The sequence below is a fragment of the Streptomyces sp. NPDC059828 genome, from assembly GCF_042731955.1.
Taxonomy (GTDB): Bacteria; Actinomycetota; Actinomycetes; order Streptomycetales; family Streptomycetaceae; genus Streptomyces.
Genome location: NZ_JBHWIW010000013.1, coordinates 1 through 14,337 on the forward strand (window position 1 = coordinate 1; position 14,337 = coordinate 14,337).

12 protein-coding genes and 1 pseudogene are annotated in these 14,337 nt (G+C 71.2%); 10 read left to right on the forward strand and 3 right to left on the reverse strand.

Features of this window, described 5'->3' with window-relative positions; genetic code table 11:
* Positions 1–408: 408 nt before the first annotated feature.
* From ACFV6V_RS10745 to ACFV6V_RS10770, 6 genes are all read left to right on the forward strand, one after another.
* Positions 409–2,556 (forward strand): hypothetical protein, encoded by a 2,148-nt coding sequence (locus ACFV6V_RS10745; RefSeq protein WP_385562121.1) that lies wholly within the window; start codon positions 409–411, stop codon positions 2,554–2,556.
* Between the two features lie 355 nt (positions 2,557–2,911).
* Positions 2,912–4,669, forward strand: a complete 1,758-nt coding sequence (locus ACFV6V_RS10750; RefSeq protein ID WP_385562124.1) for an ABC transporter substrate-binding protein — start codon at positions 2,912–2,914, stop codon at positions 4,667–4,669.
* 14 nt (positions 4,670–4,683) lie between these two features.
* Entirely contained in the window at positions 4,684–5,643 is a 960-nt protein-coding gene (locus ACFV6V_RS10755) for an ABC transporter permease (RefSeq protein ID WP_385562126.1), read from the forward strand.
* Entirely contained in the window at positions 5,640–6,626 is a 987-nt protein-coding gene (locus ACFV6V_RS10760; protein ID WP_385562129.1) for an ABC transporter permease, read from the forward strand. Before ACFV6V_RS10755 ends, ACFV6V_RS10760 begins: the two co-directional genes overlap by 4 nt.
* Complete coding sequence (locus tag ACFV6V_RS10765; RefSeq protein WP_385562132.1) at positions 6,626–7,645, forward strand: ABC transporter ATP-binding protein; 1,020 nt, start codon at positions 6,626–6,628, stop codon at positions 7,643–7,645. Before ACFV6V_RS10760 ends, ACFV6V_RS10765 begins: the two co-directional genes overlap by 1 nt.
* Positions 7,642–8,637: an ABC transporter ATP-binding protein gene (locus ACFV6V_RS10770; RefSeq protein ID WP_385562135.1), complete on the forward strand. Its 996-nt coding sequence runs from the start codon at positions 7,642–7,644 to the stop codon at positions 8,635–8,637. The genes ACFV6V_RS10765 and ACFV6V_RS10770 overlap by 4 nt, the downstream gene beginning before the upstream one ends.
* A gap of 78 nt (positions 8,638–8,715) precedes the next feature.
* On the opposite strand, the gene aceB is transcribed toward ACFV6V_RS10770, so the two are convergent.
* Entirely contained in the window at positions 8,716–10,347 is a 1,632-nt protein-coding gene (gene aceB / locus ACFV6V_RS10775) for a malate synthase A (RefSeq protein ID WP_385562137.1), read from the reverse strand.
* 195 nt (positions 10,348–10,542) lie between these two features.
* Complete coding sequence (locus ACFV6V_RS10780) at positions 10,543–11,154, reverse strand: NTP transferase domain-containing protein (protein ID WP_385562139.1); 612 nt, start codon at positions 11,152–11,154, stop codon at positions 10,543–10,545.
* A 118-nt stretch (positions 11,155–11,272) separates the two neighbouring features.
* Between ACFV6V_RS10780 and ACFV6V_RS10785 the strand changes: the two genes are divergently transcribed.
* From ACFV6V_RS10785 to ACFV6V_RS10795, 3 genes and pseudogenes are all read left to right on the forward strand, one after another.
* Positions 11,273–11,446, forward strand: a complete 174-nt coding sequence (locus ACFV6V_RS10785; RefSeq protein WP_385562142.1) for a hypothetical protein — start codon at positions 11,273–11,275, stop codon at positions 11,444–11,446.
* A 122-nt stretch (positions 11,447–11,568) separates the two neighbouring features.
* A pseudogene (locus ACFV6V_RS10790) lies at positions 11,569–11,871 on the forward strand (DUF5955 family protein); the annotation flags it as partial.
* Positions 11,872–12,292: 421 nt separating this feature from the next.
* The gene (locus ACFV6V_RS10795) at positions 12,293–12,811 is read left to right on the forward strand and encodes a GNAT family N-acetyltransferase (protein ID WP_385562145.1); all 519 of its coding nucleotides are present in this window, start codon (positions 12,293–12,295) and stop codon (positions 12,809–12,811) included.
* Here the strand turns inward: ACFV6V_RS10795 and ACFV6V_RS10800 are convergent.
* Entirely contained in the window at positions 12,806–13,273 is a 468-nt protein-coding gene (locus ACFV6V_RS10800) for a hypothetical protein (RefSeq protein ID WP_385562148.1), read from the reverse strand. The genes ACFV6V_RS10795 and ACFV6V_RS10800 overlap by 6 nt on opposite strands.
* A 238-nt stretch (positions 13,274–13,511) precedes the next feature.
* Here ACFV6V_RS10800 and ACFV6V_RS10805 point away from each other — a divergent pair, with 238 nt between their 5' ends.
* Entirely contained in the window at positions 13,512–14,147 is a 636-nt protein-coding gene (locus ACFV6V_RS10805) for a hypothetical protein (RefSeq protein WP_385562151.1), read from the forward strand.
* Positions 14,148–14,337: the final 190 nt, after the last annotated feature.

The following is a 14,337-nucleotide window of genomic DNA, read 5'->3' on the forward strand; positions in this document are numbered from 1 at the left end:
GGCGGGGCCCGGCCCCCCCGTGGGGGTAACCCGCCACCCGCCGCGGGGGTGGGCCCACTCCGCGTGCGCACTCCCCGGGGGTGTCGCTGAGGCCTGTCCCGTCATCCCCAGCGGGCGCACGACGCCGGCTGCGGCACTCCCGCCTGGCCTCGCCGGGCGGTACCCCGACGCTGCGGTAGCGGGTCATCCGGGATACGCCCGGTACGAGGACGACCTCCCCCACCTGGTCCTCAGAGCCACCTCGACTTCCCCTGAGAGCCAGGGGAGTCGACTCCCCCCGCCGGACTGTTTCCCCCGAGGGCGGCATCGCGCGCTCCAGTTCGACGCCCGATGGTGTGATCACTCGATCGGAGCATCCGCACGTGGCAGCGCGGGCGGGCCTGGCCGGGCGCACTTACGCTCACCCGGGTGACGCGTACCCGTACCGCCCTGAACACCGGCCTCGACGACTTCCTCGCCTGGGCGCAGCAGGCGAGGGGAGCGGCCCTGCCCGGGCGCCCCACGGACGCTGTGCTCGCGCTGCTCGCGCTGCGCGGTGCGGACCGCAGGACCGGTGTACCCGAGCCCACTCCCGAGCTGCTGCGCCGGGTCCTGCTGGAGGACCTGCCCCTGCTGCTGCACGCGGACGACGTCGAACTCGCAGCCGTACCCGGCATCCTCACCGCGCTCGCCGACCGGGTCCGCGCGGCCAACCGGTTGAACGCCAAACGGCACGCACGGGTGCTCGCGGCAGTCGATGAGCTGGTACCGGAGTTCGCGAGGGCCATGGGGGAGCCGCTCAACCTCACCTGGCCGCGCTGGTACGCATCGCTGCTGCGCGCGGACGGCATCGACGCCGACGAACCCGGGGCCGTATGCGACTGGCTCGCGGAGCTGGACGCGGCACCGCACGAGGACCGGCCCGCACTGCCCGCCCCGCTGCACCGCGCCGATGTCACCACCGCCACGTTCGCCACCCGGGTCCGGCTCACCGAAGCCCTGCTGGAGGCCTTCGCCCACGACGTGGAAGGGCCCTCGGCGGCAGGACCGCTGCTGCCCGCCTCGACCGCCCTGTCCGCCGACCGGCCCGAGGACGCGCTCGCGGCCGAACTGGAGGCACTCGCAGGAGCCCTGGGCGACCGCTGGACCGCCGAGGGACTCACCGAGGCGCTCACCGGCCCCTACGAGCACCTCGCGCCGGGCCCGGAATCGCTGCCTCATGTCATGCTCGCCGACCGGCTCCTCGATGAGCACCTCGACTACTACGGCGCCTCCGACGTACCGCTGCCCCCACCGGACATGCTGCCCCCGCCCGAGGAGATCAGGGACCTGCTGCACGCCGCCCCGCTGCCCGCCTCGCTGGCCGCATCGGACGAGGACCTGCACGAACTGGCCGAGCAGTGCGGCTTTCCCGGCCAGTCCGATGTGGTCTGGCACGCGGGCACGCCGACCGAGCTGACCGAGCTCGGCGCCGACATCCTGGCGGCCGTCGTGGAACGCGTCGCCGCCGACTCCGGCCCCGACGACGAATACGCCCTCGACGCCGCGCACATCCTCTACACGCTCTACGAACGCGGCGGCACACCGGACTCCGTGGCCCGCAGGGCGGCCGGCCACATCGACTGGTGGCTCGCCCCTGAGCTGGAGGACGCCCCGCTCACGGCCCCGGACACGGCCCCGGCCACCTACACCACACCGACCCCCGCCGAACTCGGCGAGCTGACGGGGCTCCCCGGTCTGACGGAGAGCAGCCGCGCCGAACTCGACGCCCCGGCCCGGGCCCTCGCAGCCATCGTCGACCGGCTCGCCGGGACCGGATGCGTCTTCCGTAAAGGCGATGTCTTCGGTCTCACCCCGCTCGGTGCCGCCGTCGTACGCCACGCGCTGTCGGTGGGCCATGTCGCCGTACCGGAAGCGAAAGCGCCCTCCGAGTGGGACGCGGCGCGGCTCGTCGCGGCCGTCGAGCCCTGGCCCCCGCATATCGCGGCCCGCACCCTGGCGGACTGGACGGCGGCGCGCGGCGGGGGCGACGAGGTATGGAGCGCACTCCTCGCCGCCGCGCCGACGGCCGTTCCCCGTCACGGCATCCCGGGACTCCTGGGGCGCCTCGATCGCGCAGCCATCCCCGTGGCACCCCTCGAGGCGGCCCTCACCGACCCGGTGATCGGCGGCCATGTACGCCGGGTCCTGCTCGCGCGCGGCGAGGAGGCGCCCGAGGACCGGGTCCCGCCGACGGCCCTGGCCAATGCGGTGCTCGGTGACCTCCTGGCCGCCTCGCTCAAGGACATGCGGGTCGCCATCGAGGTGGCACAGCAGGACCGTGCCCCCGAAAGCCCACCGCGTGCCCTGCTCGACGCCTTCGACAGCGCCGCCGCCGACTGGCCGGGCGGTGGCGCAGCCCTCATCCCCGTACTCGCCGCAGCCGATCCCCACCGGGCCCGTCCCGTCCTCGACGGTCTGCGCACCCGTCACCCGGACAGCGCGGTGACGGACTCGGCGGCGCACGCGCTGAAGGAGGCGAAGGTGTCGACGGGCGGTCAGCACCCGCGTAGGCGGAGGAAGCCGCACCGGTCCTAGGCGGGCCCGACGGCCGCTTCGGCGAACTGCTCCGGATCATCGAGCGGCTGGCCGCCGATGACGACCCGGGTGTCCTCACGGAGACCTTCTGGGCCGGTCTCCACGGCCTGGTCACCCTCACGCGCAGCGGACGGCTCCTGCCGGCAGCCCACGAACAGCGGCTCGCCCTGCTGGGCCCCGCGGGCCGTGCCGCGTCCGGGACGCCGTGGATGCGTGGGGTCGGGCGGTCAACTCGGCGCGGTGACAGGAGGATACGGCTCGAAAACATTGGTTCCGACGTCTTGTCAGTGCAATTTCACATTACTATTTTACAGGTCACATGTCGCGCGTGATGCTCTCACCGGAAGTGACCTCCATGAACAAGCGCACCCAACTCGCCCTCGCAACAATTCTGTTGACCGCACTGGCCCTCGGGACCCCGGGCTGCTCCACCGCGGACACCGACGCCCTGCGGAAGGCGAACGGCGGCCGCGGCCAGAACCCCGCGGCGGCCAACGAAGGAAAGATCCTCGGCGGCACTCCGGCCAGGGGCGGCACCCTGACGATCCTGTCCAACCAGGACTTCGCCCACCTCGACCCGGCCCGCAACTGGGTCATGCCGACCATGGACTTCGGCACCCGCCTGCTCTACCGCACCCTCGTCACCTTCGCCGCCGAACCGGGCAGCGCAGGCAGCCGGATCGTCCCCGACCTGGCCACCGATCTCGGCAGGCCCTCCAACGGCGGCAGAACATGGACCTTCACACTCAAGGAAGGTCTGAGATACGAGGACGGCTCGCCGATCACCGCCCAGGACGTCAAGTACAACGTCGAGCGCTCCTTCTCACCCGACCTCACCGGCGGCCCCGACTACGCCGCCCGCTACCTCGCCGGGACCAAGGGCTACACAGGACCGCTCACGGGTAAGCACCTCGCCTCGATCAGGACCCCGGACACGAGCACCGTCGTCTTCGAACTCACCCGTCCGGTCGCCGACTTCGCCTCCACCGCAACCCTGCCCACCTTCGCCCCGGTGCCGAAGGCGCACGAGAAGGGCGCTCAGTACGACGGACGGCCCTTCTCCTCCGGCCCGTACAAGATCGAGTCGTACGACCGCGACAAGAAGCTCGTCCTGGTGCGCAACGAGCACTGGGACCCGAAGACCGACCCGGTGCGCAAGGCCTATCCGGACCGCTTCGTGGTGCTGATGGGCCTCAAGGGCGGGCAGATCGACGACCGGATCATCGCGAGCAGCGGCGCCGACGCCTCCGCCGTCGCCTGGTCCGACCTGCAACCCGAGAGCGTGCCCAAGGTGCTCGGCAAGCCCGGCATCAGACAGCGGCTGCTCGCCGAGTCGCAGGGCTGCACCGAAATGCTCCAGCTCAACACCTCACGGCCGCCGTTCGACGACCCCGAGGTCCGCGAGGCCATGCAGCACGCCGTCGACAAGGAAGCCGTCCTCACCGCGGGCGGTGGCCCCGCGCTCAACGACATCGCCACCGCGTATCTGCCGCCCGCACTGACCGGTGGAAAGCAGGCCGACACCCTGCGCATCCCGCCCGCGGGAGACCCGGACAAGGCGAAGGCCCTGCTCAAGGCGGCGGGCCGGGCAAGCGGCTTCAAAGCCAGTCTCACCGTCTCGACGGGTGACAAGACCAAGGCCGAGGCGCTCCAGCAGGGACTGTCCCGCGCCGGGGTGAACATCACCGTCGACACCGTCGACCCGGGCGCCTACTACGACATCATCGGCGACACCCGCAGCGCCCCTGACATGGTGCTGGCCGGCTGGTGCCCCGACTACCCGTCGGGCTCCACCTTCCTGCCCTTCGTCTTCGACGGCCGCACCATCAAGGAGAAGGGCAACTCCGGCAACTACGCCCAGTTCCGGGACAAGCCCACCATGCGGCGTATCGACGAGATCAACGCCATGCCGGACGCCGCGGCGGCGGGCCGGGCCTGGGCCGATCTGGACGCGGCGATACTCGCCAAGTCCCCGGCCGTGCCCCTGCTTCTGGAACGCAAGCCGCTGCTCGTCGGCACGAATGTCGCGGGAGCCTTCGGCCATCCCGTCTGGGCCGGTCAGCTCGACTACGCGACGATCGGTCTCAAGGACCCGTCGAAGAGCCAGGGCTGAGAGCGCGCCCACCGATGACCGCATCCGTATCCGCGCCCGTCACCGCCCCGGACGCCGCCGTCGCAGCCGCATCCTCGGGCACCAGCCCCTGGAAGCGCGCCCGCGAGGAGCTGTGGCGCCGCACGTCCGTCCGTATCAGCCTCGCCGTCGTCGCGCTGTTCGCCCTGATGGCCCTCACCGCACCCTGGCTGAGCGCGCTCGGCGGCTGGAGCCCCGACACCTTCGACAAGAACGCCGTCGACCCCTACCTCGGCGGCCTGCCCATCGGCTCCGCCGGCGGGATCAGCCCCGACCACTGGCTCGGTGTCGAACCCGGCACCGGCCGGGACCTGTTCGCCCGGGTGGTGCACGGCGCCCGGGTCTCCCTCCTCATCGCCTTCACGGCCACCGCCGTCGTGGTGGTCGTGGGCACCACGGCGGGCATCGTGGCGGGCTACTTCGGAGGGCGCGTCGACGCCGTCCTCTCCAGGCTGATGGACCTCACCATGTCCTTCCCCTCCCTGATCTTCATGATCGCCGTCATGTCGGTGGCCAAGGACGTCAACCGGATCGTGCTGATGACGGCGGTCATCGGGCTGTTCGGCTGGCCGGGCATCGCCCGGGTCGTACGCGGCCAGACCCTGTCCCTGAAACACCGCGAGTACGTCGACGCCGCCCGCGTCGCCGGCTCCGGCCCCTGGCGGATCCTCAGCCGCGACATCCTGCCGGGCGTCTCGGGCCCCGTCATCGCGTACACGACCCTGCTCGTGCCCGGGATGATCAGCACCGAGGCCGCCCTCAGCTACCTCGGCGTCGGCGTCCGGCCACCCACACCCTCCTGGGGCCAGATGATCGCCGAGAGCGTCGCCTTCTACGAGACGGACCCCATGTACTTCCTCATCCCGAGCACCTTCCTCTTCCTCGCGGTGCTCGCCTTCACGCTGCTCGGCGACGCGCTGCGGGATGTGCTCGATCCGAGGGGCAGCCGCGGATGACCCTCTACCTCGTGCGCCGCCTCGCCGCAGTGGCGGGCGTCCTGCTCGCCGTCACCGCCGCCACCTTCGTCATCTTCTACGTCCTCCCGGCGGATCCGGCCGCCGCGGCCTGCGGCAAGACATGCAGCCCCGAACGGCTGGAAGCCGTGCGCCACCACCTGGGCCTGGACCAGCCGCTGTGGCGGCAGTTCACCGGATTCCTCAGCGGACTGTTCGCCGGGCGCACCCTGGGCACCGGTCCGTACGCCGTCCCGTGCGACTTCCCGTGCCTCGGCTACTCGTACGAGAACTCCCTGCCCGTCTGGGACCTGCTCGTGGACCGCCTCCCCGTCTCCGTGTCCCTGGCCGTCGGCGCCGCCGTGCTGTGGCTGCTGCTCGGTCTCGGCGCGGGAGTCGTCGCCGCCCTGCGCAAGGACACGCTGACCGACCGCGCTCTGATGGTCGGTGCGGTCGCGGCCGCGTCCGTGCCCGTCTACTTCACCGCGGTCATGCTGATCTACGGAGTGATCCGGGTGGCCGGACTGCTGCCCTACCCCACCTACCAGGAGTTCACCGACGATCCGCTGGGCTGGGCGGCCAACCTCCTGCTGCCCTGGCTGGCGCTCGCCCTGCTGTATGCGGCGATGTACGCACGCCAGAGCCGGGGTTCGATGATCGAGGCGATGGCGGAGCCGTACATCCGCACCGCCAGGGCCAAGGGCCTGCCCGAACCGACCGTGGTCGTCAAACACGGACTTCGGTCCGGGATGACCCCGATCCTCACCCTGTTCGGCATGGACCTCGGAGGACTGCTCGCCGGGGCGGTCATCACCGAGTCCATCTTCGGACTGCCGGGGGTCGGACGGCTCTTCTACGGGGCGCTCGTCAGCGCCGACCAGCCCGTGGTGCTCGGGGTGACCCTGCTGGCCGCCTTCTTCATCGTCGTCGCCAACCTGCTGGTCGACCTGCTGTACGCCGTGGTCGACCCGAGGGTGAGGTACTGATGGCCGCCCTGCTCGAAGTACGTGACCTCCAGGTCACGTTCACCACCACCGCCGGTCCCGTTCGCGCCGTGGACTCCCTCGGCTTCACCGTCGAAGCCGGCCGCACTCTCGGCATCGTCGGCGAGTCCGGCTCGGGGAAGTCGGTCACCTCGCTCGCGGTGATGGGCCTGCACCGGACTGCGGCGGCCCGGGTCTCGGGCTCGATCGTCTTCGACGGCCGTGAACTGACCGGACTGCCGGAGAAGCAGCTCGCCGGGCTGCGCGGACGCCGGATGGCGATGATCTTCCAGGATCCGCTGTCCAGCCTCCACCCCTCGTACACGGTCGGCGAACAGATAGCGGAGCACTTCCGCGTCCACTTCCGCAGCGGACGGGCCGCAGCGCGCCGCCGCGCCGTCGACATGCTCGGTGACGTGGGCATCCCCGAACCCGCCCGCAGGGCGGGAGAGTACCCCCACCAGTTCTCCGGAGGTATGCGTCAGCGCGTCATGATCGCCATGGCTCTGGCGTGTGAGCCGGATCTGCTCATCGCCGACGAACCGACGACCGCCCTGGACGTGACCGTGCAGGCGCAGATCCTCGAACTGATCGTGCGCGTACAGGAAGAGCGCGGTCTCGGCGTCATCATGATCACGCATGATCTCGGTGTGATCGCCAGGGTCGCCCACGACGTCCTGGTGATGTACGGCGGCCGGGGCGCCGAACAAGCCCCCGTGGAGGCGCTGTTCGACAGGCCGGCCCATCCGTACACCCGAGGGTTGCTGGACTCCTTGCCGCGGCTGGACGACGCCGAGGACGCACCCCTGCGATCGATCCCCGGCAGTCCGCCCTCGCTCATCGGGCGCACACCGGGCTGCGCGTTCGCGCCGCGCTGCGCACTCCACGCATCCGCCGACGAAGGGCAGCGGCGGCGCTGCACCACCGAACGCCCAGCCTTCATCCCGCTCGACCCCCTGCACGGTCCCGCACACAGGACGGCTTGTCATCTGGCCGTACCCGTCAAGGAGGAGGCCCGATGACCGTGACGACGGAGACGACCTCGCTGCTGTCCGTACGGGACCTCGGCAAGTCCTTCCCCGGCAGGCGCGGGCGCACCGGCCGGCGGGGTGCGCCGGTCAGGGCCGTGGACGGGGTGAGCTTCGACGTCGCGGCGGGGGAGAGCCTTGGCCTGGTCGGCGAATCGGGCTGCGGGAAGTCCACCACGGGCCGTCTGATCGTCCGTTTGCTGGAACCCACGGCCGGATCCGTCCACTTCGACGGCAGTGACGTCAGCCATCTGTCCGCAAGCGGTATGCGCCCCCTGCGGCGGCACGTCCAGATGGTGTTCCAGGACCCCCACTCCTCCCTCAACCCCCGGCAGACCGTGGCCCGGGTCATCGCCGACCCCCTGCTCGTACAGGGCTGGGGCCGGACCGAGGCGCGGCAGCGGGCGGCGGAACTGATGGAGCTGGTCGGGCTGATCCCGGAGCATCTCGACCGCTACCCCCACGAGTTCTCCGGCGGACAGGCGCAGCGGATCGGCATCGCCCGCTCCCTGGCCACCAGCCCACGGCTGCTGGTCGCCGACGAACCGGTCTCCGCCCTCGATGTCTCGGTCCAGGCGCAGATCGTCAATCTGATGGAGCGTCTGCGCCGCGAACTGGGCCTCGCCTACGTGTTCATCGCCCACGACCTCTCCGTGGTGAAGCGGGTGTGCGACCGGGTCGCGGTGATGTACCTCGGCCGGATCGTCGAGATCGGCGACAAGCGTGCGGTGTACGGCAGCCCGCTGCACCCCTACACCCGGGCGCTGCTGTCCGCCGTACCACTGCCCGACCCGGTGGCCGAGCGGCGCCGCGAACGCATCACCCTGGCCGGCGACCCTCCGAGCCCGGCGGCGCCACCGCCCGGGTGCACCTTCCATCCCCGCTGCCCCAAAGCGCAGGCGATCTGCCGTGGGGAAAGGCCGCTGCTGCGGATCGGTGGTCCGGGGGAGCGGAGGGAGGTCGCCTGCCACTTCCCGGGTGACTGAACCCGGCTACGGGATACGACGGGTCCGCCTCCCGGAGCGCGCAGCTCCAGGAGGCGGACCCGTCGTACCCCGCGGGTGTCACCCGACGAGCTGCTCGTACGCCGGGAGCGTCAGGAAGTCCGCGTAGTCCGCGTCCAGCGAGACCCGCAGCAGCAGGTCGTGGGCCTGCTGCCACCTGCCCGCCGCGAAGGCCTCCTCGCCGATCTCCTCGCGGATCGCGGCCAGCTCCCGGGCCGCGACCTCCCGGGCCAGCTCAGGGGTGGCCCGCACGGTCTCGCCGTCGTGCTCGAACGTCACACCCGCGTTGATCCACTGCCAGATCTGGGAGCGGGAGATCTCGGCGGTGGCGGCGTCCTCCATCAGATTGAAGATGGCCACGGCTCCGAGGCCGCGCAGCCAGGCCTCGATGTAGCGGATGCCGACCTGGACGGCGTTGCGCAGGCCCTCGTAGGTGGGCCTGGCGTCCAGGGAGTCGATGGCGATCAGGTCACCCGGCGCCACCGAGACGTCCTCGCGCAGCCGGTCCTTCTGGTTGGGCTTGTCGCCGAGCACCGCGTCGAAGGAGGCCATCGCGATCGGGACCAGGTCAGGGTGGGCGACCCAGGAGCCGTCGAAGCCGTCCCCTGCCTCGCGGTCCTTGTCGGCCTTGACCTTTTCGAAGGCGACCTTGTTGACCTCGGGGTCCTTGCGGGAGGGGATGAAGGCGGCCATGCCGCCGATCGCGTGGGCGCCGCGCTTGTGGCAGGTGCGGACGAGCAGTTCGGTGTACGCGCGCATGAACGGGGCCGTCATGGTGACCGCGTTGCGGTCCGGGAGGACGAACTTCGACCCGCCGTCACGGAAGTTCTTGACGATGGAGAACAAGTAGTCCCAGCGGCCCGCGTTGAGGCCGGCGGCGTGGTCGCGGAGCTCGTAGAGGATCTCCTCCATCTCGTACGCGGCCGTGATCGTCTCGATGAGCACGGTGGCGCGGACGGTGCCCTGCGGGATGCCCACGTAGTCCTGTGCGAAGACGAAGATCTCGTTCCACAGCCGGGCCTCGAGGTGCGACTCGGTCTTGGGGAGGTAGAAGTACGGGCCCTTGCCGAGCTCGATCAGCCGCTTGGCGTTGTGGAAGAAGTACAGACCGAAGTCCACCAGCCCACCCGGCACCGGGCGGCCGTCGACGCGCACATGGCGCTCGTCGAGGTGCCAGCCGCGGGGGCGCATGACCACGGTGGCGAGCTCGCCGGCGGGCCGCAGTGCGTACGACTTGCCCGTGCGGGCGTCCGTGAAGTCGATCCGGCGCTCGTACGCGTCGATCAGATTGAGCTGGCCCAGGAGCACGTTCTCCCAGGTCGGCGCCGAAGCGTCCTCGAAGTCGGCGAGCCAGACCCGGGCGCCCGAGTTCAGGGCGTTGATGGTCATCTTGCGGTCGGTGGGACCGGTGATCTCGACCCTGCGGTCGTCGAGCGCGGCCGGCGCCGGTGCCACCTTCCAGCTCTCGTCCGCGCGGATCCCCGCGGTCTCCGGGAGGAAGTCGAGCGTGCTGGTGCGGGCGATCTCCGCACGCCGCTCCGCGCGGCGGACGAGGAGCTCATCGCGCCGGGGGGTGAACCGGCGGTGCAGCTCGGCGACGAAGGCGAGTGCCGCGTCGGTCAGCACCTCCTCCTGCCGGGGCAGCGGCTCGGCGTCGACGGTGGCCAGCGGGGACGGCGCTGGTGCGGACATGAGCGGTCACTTCCTTCAGCGAGCTCGGCAGGGGCACTCGGTGCCAGGGGCCTTGAACTGCGGTCTCCGCACCCTGTTCAGGGCGAAGAGTGCTTCTGAACAGTGGATAGTAGTTATCGCATGGTGGAAGTTCAATGTTTTGTTGATGTCGAGATTCTCCGGGTCGACACAATGCGGCGCTCGGTGCCACCGTCCTCACTCCAGGTGTCCCAGATCCTCGGGAGTGTCGATGTCGTACGGCTCGGCCACATCCCCGCACTCCACGAGGCTGATCTCGGGCTCGTGCTTCCTCAGGTAGTCCCGCGCCCCGCGGTCACCCGAGGCGCTCGCGGCCACCGCGTCCCAGCGGGCCGCCCCGAAGAGCACCGGATGGCCACGACGGCCGTCGTACGCGGCCGACACGAGAGCCGACGACGAGTCACCGGCGGCGACCACCCGGGCGATCGCCGCCGCACCGATACCCGGCTGGTCCACCAGCGAGACGAGCACCGCGTCAGGGGCCCCCTCCGCGGTGCCCAGGGACGCCAGCCCGACGCGCAGCGAGGAGCCCATCCCCTCCTCCCAGTCCGCATTGACCGACACGACGCAGCCCGCGAGGTCGGCTTCCCGCTGCACCTGATCGGCCGCCGCGCCCAGGACGACGTGGACGGTGCGGCAGCCTCCGGCACGCAGGACGCGCACCGCGTTCTCCACCAGGGGGCGGCCCCGGTACTCCAGTAGCGCCTTGGGCTGGCCGCCGAGCCGCCGACCGCCGCCCGCGGCCAGCACCAGTCCCGCGACCTGCGGTTTCTCTGAGGTATGAGCCATGAACCCTGCTTACCTCATCAAAGAGCCCGATGGCCCGGCGGCGCTTCGGTGGCCTTGTATAAGGTGCCTTTCTGACAACGGAGTTCACCTTGGGGGACGTGAAAGGCCCGGGGGCGGCGTGCCTGGGCCGGTCGGAACCGTGGACGCGTATCCGGCCGGGGCCGCCGCTCGGCGCCGTGGGCACGGGCTGATCACCGTGAAGGGCTTCAGCCCGGAATCAGGCCCCGGCAACTACATCACGCTCGACCTCGCCGTCTGGCGCAAGCCGCTCGAAGTGGACACCTCGGGCTGATTCTCGTGCTCCCGAGTGGCGAAGCCCGCGTGTCATGGCGTTAACTTGCCCGCGACCCAAGACGTCTGACCATCGTTCGGCGGGTCATACACCGGACACCGGGACGTGCGAGGGGGAGTGCTGTGTTGCGGAGCGTGAGGCAGACGCGGGTGACAGGGAGCGGCGAGGATCCGAGGGTGGCGGAGCTGCGCTCCGCCGTCTCCCGGCTCCGCCGTGAACTGGCCGGCTATCCGGCCGAATTCGCGGATCGGGCCATCGCGGAGGACGAGCTCGCGGCGATGGCCGCGATGGTGGACGGCAGAGTGCCGGAAATCCGACGGCTGCGCCGCTCGCTGCTGCTCGTCGTCGGCTCGATCGGTTCGGTCAGCGCGCTCGCATCCGGGCTCGCCGCTGTGCGGCAGGCCGTCGAGCTCTTCGGCGAGCCCATCGGGCTGTACGGCGACGCGAGCGGCGGCCCCTGCGGGGGGCTGCGCGGCGGTCTGACCGGGGGCGCGTACGGCGGCGGTGCCTACGGCGCTGACGCGCCCTGCGATGGCGGGGCTTACGGCGGCGACGCGTCATACGGCGGCGCGTACGGACCCCGTTCGTACGGCGGCGGCATGGACGACGACCCCACGCGCTGACCGCGGCCCGCCTGGTCCGGATGTCGCCCCGTAACGCGGATTTCTCCGAACGCACACGGTAGTGACATGAGCGCGAAGCGTAGCCAAATTGGCGTGAACCTCGCTTGAGTCGGCCTCGGCGGGGCAAAAGACTTCTCCTGTGCCGGCGGCTGCTCCTGTTGGGGAGCATCCGTACGGGGGCCACGGCACATCCATCGCGTTCGCAAGGCAAGGAGAAGTCGGCATGGCCGACGGCATCGCCCGTGGCACCGGACACCCGATCACCCTGACCGACGGCACAACCACCCGTACCAGGGAGATGACCCCCGCCGATCTTGCGCCCGTCCAGGCGCTCCACCGGCGCTGCTCACCGGACAGCCGGGCCCGGCGCTATCACACCGGCAAACCCGAACTGTCCCGTGCCGGATGGCGGTTGCTGTGCGACCCGAGGCGCGGCACCACTCTTGTCACCACCGCGGGCCAGCACGCTGACCACATCATCGCCATGACCAACGTCATGCGCACCGACCGGAAGGGGGTGGGGGAGCTGGCCGTACTGATCGAGGACACCTGGCAGTTCAAGGGCCTCGGCACCGCCCTGGCCGCCCATGCCGCCGAAATCGCCCGCAGCCAGGGGCATCACACGCTGACGGCCACGGTCGCCGTCGACAACGCGCCGATGCTGCACGTACTGGAGAGCCTCGACGCGCCGCCGGCCCTCGCGGCCAACGGGCCGGTCATCGACGTCCGCATCCCCTTATGACGTGGTGGGTGTGCCCGCCGATCCGCGCAGAGCGATGAGACCCCACGCGGCCGCCGCGGTCAGCGCCACCCCGGCCATCAGCGCGACCATCGGCATCTCGGGTCGCCAGCCGAGCGTCATCCGGGTGCCGAGTGCGGTCGTGGCGAAGGCGATCCCCTCCGGGGCGTAGACCGGCACCCTCGCGGCGGCGGCCCGCAGCACCGCGCCCGACAGCAGCCCGATCACGGTCCAGATCGCGAGGTAGGGGAGCAGCGGCCCGGGCGCGACGCTGGGCAGCCCGTACTCCTCGGGTCCGATGCGGAACCGGGCACTCGCCCAGCCGAGTCCCACGCCGAGCACGGCCACGCCCACCACCCACAGGGCATGACGCCACAGCGGTCCCTGCCTGACCTCCTCGGCCCCCTTCAGGCCGTCCGGAATATTCGCATTGTCGTACCCGTGAGGGCTCAAGTCATCGCTCACGCACGGAAGGACGCCCCCGGTGTGCGTTTGGTTGTCCGTCGCGGACCGGGCGAAACGCGCCGGTTCGGTCGCGCCGGTGCCCCCGCAAGAGTGGACATAGATGCCTAAAGCTCGTATTCCGTGACACATGTGCCCGGTATTCGGTATCGCTTGTCCTTGCGTGCTCGGCAACCACCGAGTGCATGGGGCGGCCCGGCCCGGTCGGGGGTGGCCGCGTAACACTTCTCAAGGAGAGTCCATGGGTCCTGAATTCAGGACGAAGTCCTCGTACGGGCCGCTTCCGCGGCGCAGGGCGTGGGTGTCGGGCGGTGCCGTGGCTTCGCTGGCGCTCGTGGTGTCGGGCATCGCGGGTCCGGCGTTCGCCACCGCGGAGGCCGATGTTCCCGGGCTGAGCGCAGTCGGCGCCAGCGGGGACAGGTGCCGGCCGATGGTGAGCACCGACGGCATGATGGCCACGCTCGACTGGGGCGACTGCAACGGCCGCCCCGGCCCGGCCGGTCCGCGTGGTTCGACCGGACCCACCGGACCCACCGGCCCGACCGGGGCCACCGGGGCCACCGGGGCCACCGGGGCCACCGGGGCCACCGGTCCTACGGGGCCGACCGGTCCCACGGGGCCGGCCGGCGCCGACGGCACGGTTGCCATCACGTCGGACACCAGCGAGAGCCAGGCGTTCACGCTGCTCGGTGTCCAGACCCCGTTCGACTCGCCCTCGTGCCCCGCCGGCAGCGTGCCGATCTCCGGTGGGCTCGAGACCCAGAGCGGGGTGACGCTCATCGGCGAGAGCTACGCGAACGGTGACCACTGGACGGTGGAGGCGACGGCCACCGTCCTGCCCACCACGGTCACGGTGCAGGTCTGGTGCGCCTCCTAACCGGCGCGTGAGCAGCGGGCGGACCGGATGCCCTCTCGCGAAGGCCCGCCCGCACGGCTGCAACGGAGTCCCCGTCCCCGGACGGGGACTCCGGCCTGTCCGCGTCCAACGCACCAGCGCTGCCCGACCTGATCGGTACCGGTGGACCGGGCGCTTTCGCCCGGCGGGGACGGCGAGGCGCCGGGTGCGG

Bases quoted from the DNA above. Each gene is read 5' to 3' on its own strand.
- ACFV6V_RS10750 (WP_385562124.1), top strand. From the start codon at position 2,912: ATGAACAAGCGCACCCAACTCGCCCTCGCAACAATTCTGTTGACCGCA.
- ACFV6V_RS10755 (WP_385562126.1), top strand. From the start codon at position 4,684: ATGACCGCATCCGTATCCGCGCCCGTCACCGCCCCGGACGCCGCCGTC.
- ACFV6V_RS10760 (WP_385562129.1), top strand. From the start codon at position 5,640: ATGACCCTCTACCTCGTGCGCCGCCTCGCCGCAGTGGCGGGCGTCCTG.
- ACFV6V_RS10765 (WP_385562132.1), top strand. From the start codon at position 6,626: ATGGCCGCCCTGCTCGAAGTACGTGACCTCCAGGTCACGTTCACCACC.
- ACFV6V_RS10770 (WP_385562135.1), top strand. From the start codon at position 7,642: ATGACCGTGACGACGGAGACGACCTCGCTGCTGTCCGTACGGGACCTC.
- aceB (WP_385562137.1), bottom strand. From the start codon at position 10,347: ATGTCCGCACCAGCGCCGTCCCCGCTGGCCACCGTCGACGCCGAGCCG.
- ACFV6V_RS10780 (WP_385562139.1), bottom strand. From the start codon at position 11,154: ATGGCTCATACCTCAGAGAAACCGCAGGTCGCGGGACTGGTGCTGGCC.
- ACFV6V_RS10795 (WP_385562145.1), top strand. From the start codon at position 12,293: ATGGCCGACGGCATCGCCCGTGGCACCGGACACCCGATCACCCTGACC.
- ACFV6V_RS10805 (WP_385562151.1), top strand. From the start codon at position 13,512: ATGGGTCCTGAATTCAGGACGAAGTCCTCGTACGGGCCGCTTCCGCGG.